We start from the raw sequence: 17098 nt of genomic DNA on the forward strand, positions 1-17098 counted from the left end.
GTTGAGATTGTAAATATTTCAGAGGAGAATCCAATCTACTGATCTCACAGATTCTGAAGGTTAGGCCGGATTGTAACAAGTTCGCTTATTCAATTGACAGATTCTGAGTACTTCCTTATTCATCCGCCAAGCGCGGCGGGGGCTGCGCGGGGGGATCTGCATGCGCCGGTTGATTGCCTACGTACTGGCGTTACTTATTTCGTCGGGCTGTTCGCGCGGCTACTATCGACAGTCGGCCGATGTCGAAACGCAGCAAATCATTCGAGATCGCAATGTCCCGATCGGCGATACCGAACTCCTCCGCCCAGCGGAATCGCGACTACACGACCCCAATTCGGTCGAATTTCCTCCTAAACCGCCGGACGACGACCAGGCTGCCGTTTACATGCTGCTGGCCAATGGGATGAAGGGATCTTCCCACTGGTACAAGTGGGGCATGAGCGATGAGATTGAATGGAACGGCTGGCTCAGCACATTGCCGCATGACGACAAAGGGGTCGTGAAAATCGATCAGGACAAAGCAGTCGATCTGGCTTTGAAAAATAGTCGCGAATATCAGTCCGCCGTGGAACAAGTCTATCTGACAGGTCTGGCTTTGACTTTGAATCGCTTCGAATTCGCCTTGAGGTGGTTCAGCGACCCCAGCACGAACTACACGCACGCCGGTTCGGGCGGGATACCTTACGAAACGAATACATTCACCCAGTACCAAAATCTCGGGGTGGCCAAGGATTTCGCGGCTGGCGGTCAATTGGTGATCGATTTTCTCAATACTCTGATGGTGCAATTCACTGGATATACCCCCAGTTTCAGTTCGAACATCAGCATCAGTTTTATTCAGCCGTTACTTCGAAATGCCGGTCGCATGATTCGCATGGAGAGCCTGACCCAGGCCGAGCGCGATACTCTCTATGCTGCCCGGGATTTTGCAAGGTACCGCAAACAATTCTGGGCCGATATTCACACGAATACCTATCTGAATCTGCTTTTGCAGAAACAGGGCATCCGTAACCTGGAAGCGAACTTCAAGAGTCAGGAGTTGAACCTGCGCTTCAGCCAGGAATTGTTTAATGGGGGCAAAGCGTCGGTCGTTCAAGTCGATCAGAGTTTCGTACGCTTTCTGACCGCGCGACAGCAAATTGTCGATGCCCAGGCCCTTTACGACAGTTCGCTCGATTCCTTCAAAATTCAGATGGGATTGCCGCCCTCCCTGACGATCGACCTCGACGATAGCATTTTGAACATGTTTTTACTAACGTCGCCCGACCTGGATATCTTACAGGAACAGGCAGAGAAATTTCAGCAAGCTCGCTTCAGCGAATTGAATGAAGTTCCCAGCTTGGTATCGCTGAAGAAGAGTTATGAAGATTTGGCGGTTTTGTTGAAACGGACAACCCCCTTCGTCGATCTTATAGATAAGGAGCTTACGGACTGGGGGCTTCAATTGCGCACCTCACCCAAGTCCGAAAAAGAATACCAGCAAAAGCTGCTCGATACGTTCGCGGAATTCAAAGCTTTATTTCCCGATATCCGTAAAGACCTGGCGAAGCTGGACGAAGACCTGAAGCAAGAAACACCGGCATTGAAAGAAGTGGCCCGCAAAGAGGCCTGGGAACGCAGCCTGATTTTGATTCGTCGCTTGATGGCCTCATTGGACCAGCTATCGAACATCCAGACTCGAGTTCGAATCTATAGAATCGAATTGCCCTCGTTCAAGGAAACCGAAGCGAATGCCGTTGCGTTTGCCAAGGCAAATCGATTAGACTTTATGAATTTGAAAGGTCGGGTCACCGATAATTGGCGCAAGGTTCAGGTCGCTGCAAATGCCTTAAAAGGAGAAGTGAATATTGTCTCCAACGTTAATCTTGCAACCGATCCGAATCACAATAATCCTTTGAATTTTGCGGCCTCCGCCAGTACCTTCAGCTTCGGCTTGCAGTTCGATGCGCCGTTAAATCGTCAGGCGGAACGAAATGCGTTCCGGACCAGTTTGATCAATTATCAGGTCGCGCGTCGAAATTACATGGCCCTGAGTGACACGATCGAACAAACGATTCGCGCGGATTTGAGAAATCTGGAAGCCCAACGTCAAAGTTTTGAGATCGGGCGGCAGCAGGTCGTGGCCGCGGCCCGACAGGTGGAAGGGGCTCGACAGGATATTATCGCCGGCTCGCGGCAGGCGGCTGCCAGCGGCAATGCGGCAACGTTGAATATCTTGAATGCATTACAGGATTTGCTGGATGCCCGGAACCGGCTGGCCAGCAGTTTTTTCAATTACGAACAATTGAGGATCAAGATCCTGCTGGACATGGAAAGTTTGCAACTGGATGAACGAGGATTTTACTCCGATGAACTCACCCGTACGCCTGGCAGCAGCCCAAATCTCGACCGAACTCGAACCCCAGCCGAGCAAATCTTCGGCGGGCCCAACAGCCCTTAAAAGCCTGAGCTCTAAAGTCGACTACCGCCGGAAGAAAAGTAATTCGACTTTCTACCTTCGACTTATCGCATTCCTGGTCGTTGTCGGGGGCTTCGCCTGGATCGGCCGGGACTATCTCAGCCCGAAAGCCCGTAAATCGGAAATCATCATCGCCAAAGTTCTGCGGGCGCAGCTTCCCATTGTCGTTACCGATCGCGGAGAGTTGGAGAGCGCGGAAAACATCATCGGCCGCTGCGAGGTCGAAGGGGAACGCGTCAAGATTGTGAAAATTGTCCCCGAAGGTTCCCTGGTCAAAAAAGGACAGCCGGTCGTCTGGCTCGATAGTGAACCATTCCAGAAAGATTTCGCCAAACAGGAAATTCTCTGGAAGCAGGCCGAAGGCAAAGCGAAAGCGGCCAAGGGTGACCTGGAGGTGTCAATCAACAAAGGCGAAACCGACATTGATGCCAAGGATCTGGCCTGGAAGCTGGCGAAACTCGATCTGCATAAGTATGTGGAGGGGGATCTCAAGGTTGAAGTCGATGACAAAAATGGAGCCATCGAACTTTCGCGGAAGGAGCTACGCGAAGCCGAGGATAATCTGATTCACATTCGCGTCATGGTGGCGAAAGGCTTGAAGCAGATGGACGAATTGCGGCAGACCGAACTGCAAGTTCAAAGTAAGAAATTTTCGCTTTCAAGTAACGAAAACAAGTTAATGGTACTCGAGAAGTTCGATAAGGAGCGCAAAGTTACTGAGCTTCAGGCCAAAGCCCGCGATGCCGAGCGCGACTTGGAGAGAACTAAAAAGAGTTCCGCCGCCAGCATCGAAAAAGCCAAGAGCGATTTGGAAGCGTCCGAAAGCACAATGAAGCTCGAAAAGGCGACGCTGGACCGCATTGAGGAACAGTTGAAAAAGACCGTGATGAACGCCCCGGGCGATGGGATTATGGTCTATTTTCGAACTCCCTGGGGGGACGATACGCGCATTCAAGCGGGGGCGCAGCTATTCCCGCAGCAACAGATATTCACGCTCCCCGATCTGACGAAGATGCAGGTTAAAATGAAGGTGCACGAATCGGTCGTGAAGAAAATAAAACCGGGGTTATCGGCTTCCATAACCATTGATGCCATACCGAATGTGATACTGGAAGGGAAAGTCAAAACGGTCGCGACTTTGGCTCAAAGTCAGGGTTGGCGTAATGCCAGCGTGAAAGAGTACGATACCATCATCGAAATTCCGAAACTGCCCGAGAATATTGGACTGAAACCGGGCATGTCCTCAGAAGTCAAAATCTCCATTCAGACTTTGAAAGATGTGCTGATCGTACCGGTGCAGTCGGTTTCCGAGCGAGACTCCAAACATTACGCCTTTGTAATGCATGGCCAGGATATTGAGCAGCGCGAAGTCAAAGTGGGAGAGAGCAACGAGAAGCATATCCAGATTTTGGAGGGCCTGTCGGAGAATGAAACGGTCACGCAGGATGCCCGCATCCGTTTAACGGAAGTGATCAAGAAAGCCGAGGACGAGAAGAAGAATGTCGGAGGCTCGAATTCACCTCTCGAGAAGAAGGACGAGACACCCAAAAAGGAAGAGGCTCCCAAGGCCGAAACGCCTCCGGTAGAGGCTCCGAAAACGCCGGCCGCAACTCCCGCTCCTGTGGCGGCCCCGGCCTCCAAATAAGTCGGGTGGAATAGTGCTCGCGGAAATTTTTCGGACCGAACCTCTCTAGTTTGCTGGCGGTCTTGTCGATAGGTTGTGAATGGAGTAAAAATGTTACTCATAGCGGATCGCGAGGGTCTGCTGTCAACTCGTTCGTCGAGTTGCCTCCTGGAGAGGTGGCTGAGTGGTCTAAAGCACGGCTTTGCTAAAGCCGCGTAGGGGAAACCTTACCGCGGGTTCGAATCCCGCCCTCTCCGTTTTTTCATTTCTTTGGTTGACGTAAGTCAATATCCAATAATAACTTACGTTTTTGAAGCGTCTTCAAAAAATCCCGTTTGTGGCAGTTTTTGTGGCATTTTTTGGCGGGAGAAATCTCTGAGGCAAGCATGTCGAATGAGTTCCGCATTGGTAAAGTTCGAGGGTATGCAGAGAATCCGTTTCAAGTGCTCAATATCGATCGAATTCCGATCGAAGAATTTCGGCCGATTGAATTATTCAAACCGGAAGAAGAGCGAGTTTTTTTTGCAGCAGTGCGACGAATGGCAATTTCCGATTTTTCTAACGATTATGCTCACGGGTACCGGAATCTCGCGGGCGATCAGCGGGCTGAATGCGGGATGGATATTGGTCTCGGCATTCTTCGCCACCGTCGTAAGCCGTGGCTCGATCTCGGCTGACAATTTCTACTTCAGGATGGGCCTTCAACCAACACGCCAGGGTTTTAGCCTCTCGATTGGGTAGTAAGTCTAGGACGCGATGCGTTTCTAAATCCACCAGGATGGTGCCATAGTTTTGCCCGCTTCGAAAAGCGAAATCGTCCACCTCGAGAACACGGGGAGTGGCTAAAGAGTCGACTTTATCTTTGGCTCGACGTAAAAGGGTGTCTTTGCTGATCGGGACGAATAACTTCTCCTTGAGTCGAGTACCCGGCCGGCCGCCTAATGCCAAACCGGTCTGTTTCTGGAGAGCTTTTAATCGATCCGTTGTTCGAGCATGGGAAGCAAATGCATGAGGTAGCCGTTCACAGAAGATTTGCCTGGCGCAAGCGGCATTCATGCATCGAAATTTTCGCAGTTCGATCCTGAGCAGTACTCGTCGAGCTTGCCAGGGTAAGTCCGCCAATACACGCTGATAATGGCTGTGAATGCGGTCCGATAGTTGACCGCAGTTGGGACTTAGTGGATTGAATGGCGATTGCCAAGAATTCCGGAGTGAGAGCGAAATCGGTGACGACCAAACCGGCTTCTTGAGGAAAGAAGTCCTGCATAGTCATGATGCTGCGTCCTGTCAGAATGAATTCCTGAAGACATTCTACCCAACGCTCGTCACCAACTGGGCGACAGAGCCCCTTTTCGACCGGCGTTTACAAATTGATCGTCTAGGCTGAGGCTGGCTCAGCGATATAGAGTCTTTCTTCTTATCTTTTGCGCTTTTTGCGCAAACTTTTTGTGTATTTTATTAAATCGCGGTTTTGAGTTCTTTCGGGAACTCTTTGATGCGGATACGAACGGCCGCCGCCATCACCGCATTGCCTTTATCCGTCACATGATAGCGATGCGCCCGCGGGACTTTCCGAATCAATCCATGAGCGCGCAACCTTCCCAATTGTCGCGAGACTCGTTGCGTTTGCCGACGCCGTTCAGCGGCATCCCGGGCGGGCTCGTTCAACGCTTTCAGGATGTCGTGGTTGCGAAACCCATTGATGCGATTATCGCCGCATAAGACAGCCAGGAATAGCTTCTGTTCTTCGGCGTGCATCAAGTTCAAGCCGCGTCGCTTCCGGTTACCCAGAGAGACGGGTTGACTCAGTTGGTCGAGTTGACGCACGGTGACCGAAGGAGCGTCCACAACGGCCAAAGCCTCGAGATAGCGTCGATTCGAAGCGCGGGCGACTTCGAGGTAGCGATAGAAATTAGACACGCCTTTGTTCATGGGGCACCAGGCCATTTTTTCGACCCCTTTGCGGATGCATCGACGGCGGACGTGGAACTCGCCTGGCTGGTTGATTACTGTTTCAATGCGGAGAATCCGTTCGAATTTGTCGTACATTTTCAGCCAATTGCCTTTCATGCGGTGCTTGACGCGTGTGCCCGGTGCCCGTTTCTTGCGGCCCAGAGTAAGAATTTCTCCGTCGAATTGAGGATAGAGCTTGCGTCCCAGGAATTTCATAAGGTCGTCGGCAGAGAACTGTTGAATCGAGTGATCGACCAGACGCGGGTAAAGAGCTTGTAAGTCTTCACGACTTCGGAACAAAACGTCCGTGCTGTACTCGGCTTGATCGATCACCCAGTAGTATTGGCAGCGGTTCAGCCAGTCTTTTTTCAATAGCGGATTGGCCCGGCGGACCCAACGGTCGAGAATTTTGATCCAATTCAAATGGGCAAAGCGATCGGCCAGGCGTTGAGCGGCTTCGGGATTGTCGAGTTGAACGAAGGCATTATCGCTTTGAAGGAAGCCGATCTGCTTTTCGTTCATCTGGCGGGCCAGCCAGTCGTGACCGTTGACGTAGACTTGGACGCTGTAAGGAAAGAAGGTTTGGATGCGGACATGGATCAGTCCGAACTCGGGATCGAGAGAATAGAAATAGACGACGCGTTGCGGGCGAGACGTGAAGTACAATTCCGGTCGATCCTTGCCGGGACGCAGCTTGACGCCGCGACAGGTTTCCATGCAGCACAGCACGGCGACCAGTCCTTCCTTTAGACTGCGTTTGGCAATCTCCTCGCGGATGATCTGCTCTTTGGTGTGCTCCCCTTGGAGAAACCGATAAGGAGCACCGGCTTCGGCGGCGACTCGTTTGCCATGTTCCACCAGTTCTTCGGACAGACCTTCCAGGAAGGGAACGAAGTCTTTGCGACGCATGCCCAGTCCGCTATCGCAGAGACGGTGGAGATCTCCATTCTTGAAAAAGGGAAGATATCCTTTGAAAATCACGCGGTCGTGACATTCCAGAACGGATAGAATGGAATCGGCGAACTTCTTCGTAAATGAGTTGATCGTCGGCATGGCGTCGAGTCTCCAACGGTTGTGTGGTTACTTCCATTGGATAAACCGACGCCATGTTCGTTAATACCTAGGGTTGCGGGCATTGCCCGCGTTAAGTCAATTTAACGTTAGTGGTATTCCACGATTTTGCCACCTTGGATTAAGGCTATGTTGCGGAGAACATCCAGGCCGGTGATGTTCTTGTATGTTTTGGATACCTTTTCCACGACCTTGGAGGCAGTTTCGTTCCAGTTTTCTTTCGACTCTCACCTACCATTTCGATCACTCGGATAGTGGCTCGAGATTTCATATTTTCTTTGATTGCCGACATAACTCTTAACGCCTTAATAACAGCGCACTGGCGAATAAACATTAGTTTCAAATTAAGTTTTGAGCGAAGACATATCGATGACAAAACGATATCGAACGTCCTTTTTGACTACTCGATCGTATGCTTCGTTAATCTTTTGGATGGGAATCACTTCCGTGTCCGCAAGGATTCCATGCTTCTCACAGAAATCCACGACTTCTTGGGTTTCGGCCAAGCCACCGATAAGCGATCCGGCGACCGAAGTTCGTTTGTGGATCAACGAACTAGCAATTAGTTCCGATGATTTCTTTTCTAGTGCACCCACGACGACCAAAGTTCGGTCTCGCTTTAACAGAGAAATGTAAGGGTTCAGATCGTGAGATTGCGGAATGGTGTTGAGAATGAAATCGAACGTATTCTCGTGGGCTTTCATTATTTTCGCATCGAGGGAGAGAATGGCACCATCGGCTCCGAGCCGTCGTGCGTCGAGAACTTTGCCCGGAGAAGTGGTGATGGCGAAAACGTTAGCCCCCAGCGCTTTAGCGATCTTTACTGCTACGTGGCCGAGTCCGCCAATTCCAACGATTCCTACTTTTTGACCCGGCTTTACTTTCCAATGCCACATTGGGGAATAGGTGGTGATCCCGGCACAAACCAAGGGTGCTGCGCCTTTCGGGTCCAATTTCGAGGGTATCTTGACGACGAATTTCTCCGTTACCACAACGGCGTTTGAATACCCTCCGTAAGTGGTTTTGCCAGTCCCCTTGTCGGGACTGTTGTACGTGAAGGTCGCTCCGTTCTCACAGAATTGCTCGAGGCCTTCTTCACAACTCAAGCAATGTTGGCACGAATTGACGAGACACCCTACTGCTACGGTGTCGCCGATTTTGAACTTTGTGATCTTTTCACCGACTTCGGTTACTTTGCCGACGATCTCGTGACCTGGAACGCAAGGATAGACTGTACCGCCCCATTCATTCCGAGCCGTATGAATATCGGAGTGGCAGACACCGCAAAAGAGTATTTCGATCCGAACATCCGTCGGACCCACGCTCCTTCGGTAAAAATCAAAGGGAACGAGCGGTGATTTCGCCGCGCTCGCTGCGTAGCCGGAAGCCTCGGTGCCCTTAGGAGCCTCTATGGGCTCAGCTAAGGCAATTCCGCTATTCAGAAGCGGATCTGCCAGAGCGATGCCGACACTCGCCTTGATTACGGAACCGAGCAGGTCACGCCGTACGAGAGTACTTTTCGAATTCTCTGCCATGTCTTCTGTCTCAGTTCGGGATAGCGAACGGTTTTCCGGTATTGTGGCTATAAGCCATCTACCCGGACAACGCCGTTCCAAATTTTGGACTCAATCCGACGATAATCTCGCCGGACAGTTCTTGTCGAAAAATAGCGGCCTGATTGGACCACTATGCTTAGGTGACTGCGATTTCGTCGAGTACCGAATTTACGCCGGAAGCATTCCAGGCGACGATTCCGGCGTGGTCCTTTTCGGAATAAGAGCTAACGCTTCCTGAAAGAGTAACAGTGGTACCATTGGAAGCCACTTTCACCTTTCCGCCATCAATTTCTGCATTTCGCACGAAGGCCTTCTCGAGGGAGTCCTTAATGCCATTCGGCTGCCTTAGCGCATTGTTCCCAAGTGATCTCATCCATGACGTCTTTTTGCAATTGTGCGTCTGTTTTCATAGTGCCTTCCAGCCTTTAACGCTGGGAAGATCCATTCGGATTACAAATCCGGTCATGCTGCTACAAGAGTAGTATCCGAAATCATTTTTTTTAACCAGACAGGTTATCGAGTGAAATTTGTGGGGGGATTACAGCAAATTAGTCGTCAGGAGAATTAAAGTTATAGATATAAATTCTAACCTCGGATAACAGCTATCGACAACACTCCGGCCGTTGGCTCGCGGTTTGTAGACCGTTATGAAAACGGGGAAAATACAGGGGTTTCTGATTGCGGGTTGATTGGTCGAGGATAACCGCAGTCGACCAAAGAGAAGTGATGTGTCGGACTCGGGCGAAGAGTAGCCGGCGAGTTAGCGTCGTTTTACTTTTTCACGTGATAGTAGCGACCGTTCGAGAAAAAAAGATCGTAGCCTTGATACATAACAGATGACGAGTCCTGTTGGGCATTCAAACCAGAAGCAGGTTGACCTGTGAAGACCGGGGCGGAAGCTGGCGCGATTTGCATAATTGGAGCATTCGTCGATACAGCAGGTGTCACTTGAGTAGTGGCGGCCTGAGTTTGAACGATTTGCTGCTGCGGAATGTAAGTGGGTGATTGTTGGATTATTGTTACACCGGGATCGACAGAATAGCTCGGCGAATAATAGGTAGAGTATCCGAAGTTATAACCGTAATAAGGACTTACAAGACCTAATCCAAGGCCAAGCCCAAAACCTCCGCCATACCCGCCGTAATAACCTCCGCCGAATCCTCCTCGGTAACCTCCTCCTCCAAAGCCACCACGAGACCCCCCACCGAATCCTCCACCACCGTGGCCACCGCCACGCTGTGCGGAAGCCGTTTCAGTAGCAGACAAGAGCAGTAACCCAGCCGAAATCGTAACAAGTAAGTTTTTCATGCTCTTATTCTCAAATGTGAAAATGATGGGAATTCCGGAAGGCGGGGTTAAGAAACCCGAATGACCTCCTGAAATTGCACTATGGTAGAAACGCCCTGAGCTTTTCTCGTTTTCGAAGATTAAACCTTTGAATGCCACGGCAAGAATTCGAGACGGCCACAATCGCGATTACCAATAATCAAGTCAGTTCTTTACGGCACTATTCGTGCCCTAGTTATGCCGCGAACTGAAAGTAAGTAAAAATCGGCTGCACTAGCTCCCCCAATGGTTGGAATTAATCAGTAAAATCGCCTGTGCCATAATCCATCAAGAATAGTGATTTTGGCCATACGATACTTCGTAAGCGCGAATTGGCTCCGCAGAGATGTGCGAGGCAAGTTACGTAGATGGGATCGCCGTCGCCTATCTTAAAATCGTGAGATTTTGGCAATCGGCAAGCGTTGAGAATAGTCCTTTGACCTAGTATAAGGGCAGAAGAGCAGAGCCGAACTGGTTCGCTACTCCGTTCAACAATTTGGCTCCAAAACATTTAATGTTTCAGATTCTTGCTTCTGATATTCCCTTCTCAAGACAGGCTTTTCCTTACACACAAACGCTTATTTATCCATCCCACTCCTCCGCATCACCTCTCTAACCCTCCCATTCAGTTTCGCATAGTACCATTAATGCAAACTCGAAGACTTCAAAGCCAGGGCTGGCGTTTGATTCGGCCAGAGAGGTCGTGAGAAGATCGCAACCTGAGAAACCGACAGTATGTGTTAGTGGTGGATGACCTGTCTGATTCAGCAGAGAGCATGGCCGAGGTTCTTAAATTTTGGGGGTATGAAACGGAAGTGCGCTATTGCGGAGTTTCGGCACTCGCAGCCGTGCGCGATTGCCAACCTGCAGTTATTATTCTCGATATCGGTTTATCTCCGATGAATGGGTTCGAGTTCGCTCTCCGATTCCGCGAGTCGTTCGATCCTGTGCTAACGGCCATGATCGCGGTTAGCGGACATACTTCGCAAGAATATAAGGCTCGCTGCCACAAGCTTGGGATTAACCATTATTTGTATAAACCAGCCAACCTGAATCACTTGCAGGAATCGCTCGGGCTCTTCATCTTGGAACCACTACCGGTAAGTATCCCGATCGGTCAGCAATTGAGGATCGAACAACCTCCCATGAATTGGCGAGCGTCGGATGACTTGATTGGAAACGACTCAAATGGACTTTCGATTAAATGCGATGCATGCCGATATCGAGAACATAGCCATGCCGGTACTGTAGACTTGACCGGATCAACTCGAAAAGGACGGGCCACATTTCGTGCATCTCGCGGAGCCCGCAGGCTAATTTGGAAAAGGAGTCCAGTGGAGGGCGAATGTTCAACACTCAGTTAGGTAGAGTGATAATCGAGAAACAGGGTATTTAATTCTTAGGAGATTTGATGTTTGAACTCACTTACAAACTCGTTGAAAGCGATAAAATCCGACCAGTCTGTCCTTACTGTGAACAGCGGATCGATAGTCCAATTCCATACTTTCAAGAAACCCCTGGCCCTGCAGGCATCGGCGGCGGTGAGAGAACTGCGCGGCTGTATATCTGCCCCCATTGCAATAAAGTCTTGGCGATAGGTGTTCCAGATTGATCACGATTCCAAGAAAGAGGTTAGAACAAGACCGCATTGCATTTACTCAGTGTTCGTAAATTCAGTTATTTTGCCATGATGTGGATTGGCGTCCGCATTTAAGTGCATGTGCGTTTTACAATGGCATGAAATATGTAGCATAAAGCAAATAGAGATGTTTAAGAAATTTTAAATACAGGAATCGAATGTCTAATCAAAAAACACTCCACCATCACACCGTTAAATCGATCAGCGCTAAGAATAACAAAACTTCTGCTGAATCGTTCGCGTCAGCCAAGCAACAGATCAACGGCGAAGAACAATCCAATTTGATTCAGATCCGCGCCTATGGCTTGTGGGAAGCGGGCGGCAGGCCAGCTGGAGAGGAAGCGAAAGATCGATTTTGGAACGAAGCAGAAAAAGAAATCATCGCATCCCACACAACCCACGAATAAGAGACTAACAGAGTGGAATATTCTCGACAGGTTGGATGGTTTTCTAGGAGATACCATGCCTACTTTACCGACGGACCAGCAATAAGAATTTGTTCGAATGGCATCTGCTGCGAATTCGTTTCTAGCCCAGATCTGGCAGCAAGCCCTGGAGCACGAAGGCATTCGCTGCAAAGTGTTCGGCGACTACTTGGACGCCGGACTCGGGGACATATCGGGAATATCGGCTGAAGTTTGGGTTGAACCAGCCAACCTCGTTCGAGCACAGAAGATCCTTGAAAAACGTGAAGGCAATTCCGAAGAGACGACTTTGGAAATCTCCAGGAGGAATAGATTGTGAATAAAGAAAGGCCGAATGTCTACGACTTCAATGGCCCAATCGTTTAGGAGATACATCCGGTGTCCGCAAAAATCGTAACACCTCTCGACACTTCACCACCAACCGAACAAGCAGTCGTGACTAAACCTGTCGTGGTCCATACTCATGCGGCCGTCACCCAGGTCATCGTGGTCGGTCATTCCGCACTGTTCTATTGGTGGCCTCTTTGGGTGGCCGGATACTTAATGGCTCTGCTCACCTGGTCGAATCACGATCAGGCTCAAATAGGCAGCAAATCGGAATGGTTTTACCGCGGCCGCAATCTCGGTGTGATTTACACTCTTCTTCTTCTGATCCTGGTCACCAGCACCAAAATCAAGGGCATGAAGGCGGCTCTGATGATTGCGGGCATGGCTTTCATGGTTTTGTTGTTCGTACATCCGGAATGGTGGGAAGTCCTACCAGGTTGGTTTGGGCATCAATCTATTTCTCTTAGTCTCGGTTTTTACTTATTCTCCTCGACTATGCTTTTTTTGGTTTGGTCGATTAGTGTATTTTTCATCGATCGTCTGGGCTTATGGCGATTTCGATCGGGGCAAGTTACACACGAGTTTCTAGGGGGAATCGTGAATAACACTCACGATACCGAGAATATGACGATGTCGCTAATCATTCTGAAGCCTAATATGACCCTTCCGGGATCAACTTGCCCCAAGCAAGAAACAATTTGCGAGGTAGTTGACGCTACGGTGAAGCGTCTCTTACGAACCGTCCCGGCTGCCATTCCGGGAGTTGCATTCTTATCGGGCGGACAATCAGCCGAATTAGCCTCAGCCCGGTTGAATGCGATGAATGTTAGATTCAGGTCGCGAATGCCTTGGACGTTAGCTTTTTCGTTGGCCCGTGCTATTCAACAACCTGCTTTAGAGATTCGGTGTGGCGAATCCGCAAACGTTTTAGCGGCTCAGAAAACCCTGTATCATCGTGCCAGGTGTAATCGCTCTGCCCGTTCGAAGAGAATATATTGCCGCGATGGAGAGGTCTTGATCGGAGCACGGAAAGCCTACTGGCGTTTGGGTCGTCGGCAGTGTTTCTTCAGCTCAGAAAGAGATTGTGGATTTCCGAGTAATGACGATATAGATCGCTGTCGATCATCATAATGAAAACAACCCTTAAAACACCAGGATCAAACCCATCGCAGGCTAAGCCCTTAGCCGCCAAGGAATCTACCCCTACGTCGGTACCCGACTCGCTTACCGAACTCCACGTCAACCTCAATACCGGACTCACACAGCTTGAAGTAAGTATCCGGCGAAAAGAGCATGGCTACAACGAAGTAACCGAACAAAAAGAACATCCGTTCCTGAAGTTCCTCGGAAAATTCTGGGGACTTTCCGCCTGGATGCTGGAATTGATTATCGTTTTCTCGGCACTGCTGAGGCATTACACGGACCTCATGGTGGTGAGCGTCTTACTCCTCATCAATGCCATTTTGAGCTTCATCCAAGAACGTCGAGCCGCCGGCGTCGTTGCAACACTGCGGAGACGGCTTCAGGTCAATGCTCGCGTCTTGCGAGATTCGAATTGGCAGGTTATTCCTTCCCGCGAGTTGGTCCCCGGCGACATCGTTCGCGCGCGGCCCGGCGACATCATTCCGGCCGATTTTAGACTTCTCACGGGAACGTTGACTGTAGACCAGTCGGCACTGACCGGCGAATCGAAAAATGCAGAGAAAACGACTGGAGAAGTGCTATCATCGGGATCAATCGTACGACGCGGTGAAGGCAACGGTGTCGTCGTATTGACAGGTTCGAAGACACTTTTTGGTCGCACGACTCAGCTCGTCCAGATGGCAAGCCCCAAGCTCCATATCGAAGCCGTGATCTCCAAGCTCGTTCGTTGGCTTTTCGTCATCGTCGCTTCACTGGCGACTCTCGTCATCATCGTGTCGCTAATACGAGGCACGCCTCTTTTTGGGATGATCCCGCTGTTACTCGTCCTTCTGACGAGCGCAGTACCGATGGCCCTTCCTGTCATGTTCACGGTCAGTATGGCCATCGGGTCGAAGCAACTGGCCAAGCGCGGCGTATTGGTCACTCGCCTCAGCGCCACTGAAGATGCCGCGACGATGAATGTGCTTTGCGTCGACAAGACGGGCACGATCACGATGAATCAGTTGGCTATTACCGGTGTGATTCCGCTCGATAGTGCGGCGGAAGCCGATGTTTTGTTCGCCGGTGCACTTGCTTCTCAGGAGGCCAACCAAGATCCGATTGACCTGGCCTTTCTTGCGGAAGCGAAGAAACGGCACATCTTCGACAATCTTGCCAAAGTCTCGCCCGTTTCCTTCTTCCCATTCGATGCGAAAAATCGCCGAACGGAAGCCGTGGTCGAACAGAATGGGAATCGCATTCGAGTGATGAAAGGGGCGGTACAAACCATCGCCGAAGCTTGCGGCCTTTTGCTCCCGGCGATTGAGGTATTGGAAGCCCGCGTTAGCGAATTTGCCTTCAAAGGATATCGGACTTTAGCGGTAGCGCGCGGCCCGGAGACAGGAACTCCACGAATACTCGGACTCGTTACCTTGTACGATCCGCCGCGTCAGGATGCCAAATCCCTAATAACTGCGTTGCACGATTTAGGCGTTCCAGTCAAGATGCTCACTGGCGACGCACTAGCAGTTGCCAAAGAAATCGGCCAAGGTGTGGGCTTGTCGAATATTCTTCCCGTTGCAGCACTCAAAGCCGCAAGTGCTCAGACAGGTAACAAGACCTTCGACATATTAGCAAATGCTGATGGCTTCGCTGAGGTGTTTCCAGAGGATAAATACCTCGTTGTCAAGCATCTGCAAGCTGCCGGTCATGTGGTCGGGATGACGGGCGACGGCGTCAACGATGCTCCGGCCCTGCGCCAAGCCGAAGTCGGCATTGCTGTCAGTTCAGCAACCGATGTAGCGAAGGGCGCTGCAAGCGTCGTCCTCACCGAACCGGGTCTTACGAACATCTTGGCGTTGGTCGAACAAGGCCGGACGATCTACCAGCATGTTCTGACCTGGATCATCAACAAGATCAGCCAGACGATTCTGAAGGCCTCTTTCGTGGCCATCGCATTCCTCGCTACCGGACAGTTTGTTATCACCGCCTCAGCGATGCTCTTGCTCGTTTTCGTGATGGACTTCGCAACGATAGCCTTGGCCACCGACCGCGTTCGACCATCCAAAAAACCGGAAACTTGGGCCATCGGGGGCTTCGTCGCGGTATCGGTAGTGCTGGGCCTGGCTATGGTTGTTGAAACTCTCATGTTAGTGTGGATCGGCTGGTCGCGTTTCGGATTGGCTACAGACAGTAATGCCCTCTGCAGTTTCTGCTATCTGATTCTGCTTTATTTCGGCGTCTTTTCTTCTCTATCTCGGCGGGAACGACGCTGGTTCTGGTCGACGGCACCCAGCAAGACTCTAATCGTCGCTCTTGTAGCTGGCGCGGTCGCTGGTACTATCCTGACGCTGGTAGAACTTCCGGGGCTGCCCTCATTGCCTTGGGAGCAAATGTTAGCGATTTTTGCTTATGCGATGGTATCTTGCCTTGTCGTTAACGATGCAGTGAAAGTGATAATGATTAAGAGGCTCGTTCCGACTTCGGTTGCGTAACATCCCGACAGGAAGTCGCGATGAAATATATCGATTGAAGACAGGAGATGCTATCGATGTTGGAGTCCCCTGAGTATGACCGTCTAAACCATAAACGTGCCCTTGTACTTGTTGGTATGATGGCATTACTATCCGTCGTGGTTGGCTGGTTTTTACCTCCTGTCTTATGCGCTCTCATTCTATGCCCCCTGATCTACTGGTTGCTCCGGCGTCGATGCCTCCGCCGACTGTCGATTATGCAACGGGCATTTCCTACAGAGGGAGAAAAAATCTTGGAGCGTCACGTTGCCTATTTTCGATCTCTCTCAGATCCCGAAAAAGCGCGCTTCCGACAACTCTGGAAAATTTTCCTCAATGAAATCCGGATTATAGGCATCCGCACCGAAGTCGACGACACCGTTCGGCTATTGGTAGCGGCCAGTGCCATTATCCCCATCTTCGGCTTGCATGATTGGGAATACCATCGACTGGGTGAAGTCCTTATTTATCCGGAGTCGTTGAGCGAGAAATATCAAACGACGGGAAATGCCTACGAGAACATTCTTGGCATGGTCGGCTTGAAACACCTGAGCGGAGTGATGATTCTGTCTAAGCTGTCTCCTCTCGCAGGCTTCGATAATGCAATCAGCTCAAACAATTTGGGCGTTCCTGAGTTCGCTCGCTTGATATCGCATGAAGAAGTCGAACATGGCCTTCCGCTGGAGGTTCCTTGGCAGTCCATTAAGCGTTGGGCGCAATACGTGGCAGAAGCACTTTCCCATCCAGCCAAAAATCATCCTTACATCAACGATTACGCCTATACGAACGAACGGGAGTATCTGGCGGTCTTAGCCGAATATTTCTTCAAATCGCCCGAGATTTGCAGAAAAAAGATCCAGAATTGTACGGCATGCTTCGGGAAATATTCCATCAGGATACCCGCACAACGCTGAAGCTCCCAAACCTGCGCCGACAGAAATATGCTCGGAATTCTCCCTGCCCTTGCGGTAGTGGGAAAAAGTATAAGCAACGTTGCTTATCGAAGGTTGTGGATTCGAAAAATGTAAGCTTATCTGAGCCTTCCCGGGAAACTTCGCTTCCCGGCGCATAGGAAAGAAAAATT

Annotated in this window: 15 protein-coding genes, 1 tRNA gene and 1 pseudogene; 10 read left to right on the forward strand and 7 right to left on the reverse strand. The window is 50.5% G+C overall.

Translation table 11 applies throughout. The features are described from left to right. Positions 1–160 precede the first annotated feature (160 nt). The 3 genes from KIH39_RS13985 to KIH39_RS13995 all read left to right on the forward strand — a co-directional run bounded on the left by KIH39_RS13985 (position 161) and on the right by KIH39_RS13995 (position 4339). Positions 161–2440, forward strand: a complete 2280-nt coding sequence (locus KIH39_RS13985) for a TolC family protein (protein ID WP_213493859.1) — start codon at positions 161–163, stop codon at positions 2438–2440. Beyond that, positions 2349–4103, forward strand: a complete 1755-nt coding sequence (locus KIH39_RS13990; RefSeq protein ID WP_213493860.1) for an efflux RND transporter periplasmic adaptor subunit — start codon at positions 2349–2351, stop codon at positions 4101–4103. Before KIH39_RS13985 ends, KIH39_RS13990 begins: the two co-directional genes overlap by 92 nt. 149 nt (positions 4104–4252) lie before the next feature. Continuing rightward, positions 4253–4339: transfer RNA gene (locus KIH39_RS13995), tRNA-Ser, on the forward strand. A gap of 301 nt (positions 4340–4640) precedes the next feature. Here the strand turns inward: KIH39_RS13995 and KIH39_RS14000 are convergent. From KIH39_RS14000 to KIH39_RS14030, 7 genes and pseudogenes are all read right to left on the reverse strand, one after another. Continuing rightward, positions 4641–5138 (reverse strand): transposase, encoded by a 498-nt coding sequence (locus tag KIH39_RS14000; protein WP_213493861.1) that lies wholly within the window; start codon positions 5136–5138, stop codon positions 4641–4643. Positions 5139–5147: 9 nt separating this feature from the next. After that, positions 5148–5306 (reverse strand): annotated as a pseudogene (locus KIH39_RS27120) (transposase family protein); the annotation flags it as partial. Positions 5307–5540: 234 nt separating this feature from the next. Then, a complete protein-coding gene (locus tag KIH39_RS14010; RefSeq protein WP_213493862.1) occupies positions 5541–7088 on the reverse strand; it encodes a hypothetical protein in 1548 nt (515 codons plus the stop codon). A 107-nt stretch (positions 7089–7195) separates the two neighbouring features. Beyond that, positions 7196–7294, reverse strand: a complete 99-nt coding sequence (locus KIH39_RS27125) for a hypothetical protein (RefSeq protein ID WP_213493863.1) — start codon at positions 7292–7294, stop codon at positions 7196–7198. Between the two features lie 156 nt (positions 7295–7450). Further along, positions 7451–8641 (reverse strand): NAD(P)-dependent alcohol dehydrogenase, encoded by a 1191-nt coding sequence (locus KIH39_RS14020; RefSeq protein WP_213493864.1) that lies wholly within the window; start codon positions 8639–8641, stop codon positions 7451–7453. Positions 8642–8798: 157 nt separating this feature from the next. Next, on the reverse strand, positions 8799–8966 hold the full coding sequence (locus KIH39_RS14025; RefSeq protein WP_246539301.1) for a BON domain-containing protein: 168 nt from the start codon (positions 8964–8966) through the stop codon (positions 8799–8801). Positions 8967–9433: 467 nt separating this feature from the next. Beyond that, positions 9434–10108, reverse strand: coding sequence for a hypothetical protein (locus tag KIH39_RS14030; protein ID WP_213493866.1), 675 nt, complete (start codon positions 10106–10108; stop codon positions 9434–9436). A 626-nt stretch (positions 10109–10734) separates the two neighbouring features. Between KIH39_RS14030 and KIH39_RS27130 the strand changes: the two genes are divergently transcribed. From KIH39_RS27130 to KIH39_RS27135, 7 genes are all read left to right on the forward strand, one after another. Next, positions 10735–11352 carry a response regulator gene (locus KIH39_RS27130; protein WP_390623670.1) on the forward strand — a complete coding sequence of 206 codons (618 nt, stop codon included), beginning with the start codon at positions 10735–10737 and terminating at the stop codon, positions 11350–11352. A gap of 433 nt (positions 11353–11785) precedes the next feature. Continuing rightward, positions 11786–12034, forward strand: coding sequence for a DUF2934 domain-containing protein (locus tag KIH39_RS14040; protein WP_213493868.1), 249 nt, complete (start codon positions 11786–11788; stop codon positions 12032–12034). A 97-nt stretch (positions 12035–12131) separates the two neighbouring features. Next, positions 12132–12371: a putative signal transducing protein gene (locus KIH39_RS14045; protein ID WP_213493869.1), complete on the forward strand. Its 240-nt coding sequence runs from the start codon at positions 12132–12134 to the stop codon at positions 12369–12371. Between the two features lie 59 nt (positions 12372–12430). Further along, a complete protein-coding gene (locus KIH39_RS14050) occupies positions 12431–13510 on the forward strand; it encodes a class I fructose-bisphosphate aldolase (protein ID WP_213493870.1) in 1080 nt (359 codons plus the stop codon). Next, positions 13510–15996 carry a plasma-membrane proton-efflux P-type ATPase gene (locus tag KIH39_RS14055; protein ID WP_213493871.1) on the forward strand — a complete coding sequence of 829 codons (2487 nt, stop codon included), beginning with the start codon at positions 13510–13512 and terminating at the stop codon, positions 15994–15996. Before KIH39_RS14050 ends, KIH39_RS14055 begins: the two co-directional genes overlap by 1 nt. A gap of 119 nt (positions 15997–16115) precedes the next feature. Continuing rightward, on the forward strand, positions 16116–16928 hold the full coding sequence (locus tag KIH39_RS14060) for a zinc-dependent peptidase (protein ID WP_261353364.1): 813 nt from the start codon (positions 16116–16118) through the stop codon (positions 16926–16928). Then, a complete protein-coding gene (locus KIH39_RS27135) occupies positions 16886–17086 on the forward strand; it encodes an SEC-C metal-binding domain-containing protein (protein ID WP_213493873.1) in 201 nt (66 codons plus the stop codon). The genes KIH39_RS14060 and KIH39_RS27135 overlap by 43 nt, the downstream gene beginning before the upstream one ends. The last annotated feature ends 12 nt before the right edge of the window (positions 17087–17098 follow it).

The sequence above is a fragment of the Telmatocola sphagniphila genome, from assembly GCF_018398935.1.
GTDB lineage: Bacteria > Planctomycetota > Planctomycetia > Gemmatales > Gemmataceae > Telmatocola > Telmatocola sphagniphila.

What these genes read in the sequence shown, in the direction of transcription:
- KIH39_RS14060 (WP_261353364.1), top strand. Translation starts at nt 16,116, where the DNA reads ATGGCATTACTATCCGTCGTGGTTGGCTGGTTTTTACCTCCTGTCTTA.
- KIH39_RS14045 (WP_213493869.1), top strand. Translation starts at nt 12,132, where the DNA reads ATGGCATCTGCTGCGAATTCGTTTCTAGCCCAGATCTGGCAGCAAGCC.
- KIH39_RS13985 (WP_213493859.1), top strand. Translation starts at nt 161, where the DNA reads ATGCGCCGGTTGATTGCCTACGTACTGGCGTTACTTATTTCGTCGGGC.
- KIH39_RS14010 (WP_213493862.1), bottom strand. Translation starts at nt 7,088, where the DNA reads ATGCCGACGATCAACTCATTTACGAAGAAGTTCGCCGATTCCATTCTA.
- KIH39_RS14020 (WP_213493864.1), bottom strand. Translation starts at nt 8,641, where the DNA reads ATGGCAGAGAATTCGAAAAGTACTCTCGTACGGCGTGACCTGCTCGGT.
- KIH39_RS27135 (WP_213493873.1), top strand. Translation starts at nt 16,886, where the DNA reads ATGCTTCGGGAAATATTCCATCAGGATACCCGCACAACGCTGAAGCTC.
- KIH39_RS14055 (WP_213493871.1), top strand. Translation starts at nt 13,510, where the DNA reads ATGAAAACAACCCTTAAAACACCAGGATCAAACCCATCGCAGGCTAAG.
- KIH39_RS13990 (WP_213493860.1), top strand. Translation starts at nt 2,349, where the DNA reads ATGAACTCACCCGTACGCCTGGCAGCAGCCCAAATCTCGACCGAACTC.
- KIH39_RS14040 (WP_213493868.1), top strand. Translation starts at nt 11,786, where the DNA reads ATGTCTAATCAAAAAACACTCCACCATCACACCGTTAAATCGATCAGC.
- KIH39_RS14000 (WP_213493861.1), bottom strand. Translation starts at nt 5,138, where the DNA reads ATGAATGCCGCTTGCGCCAGGCAAATCTTCTGTGAACGGCTACCTCAT.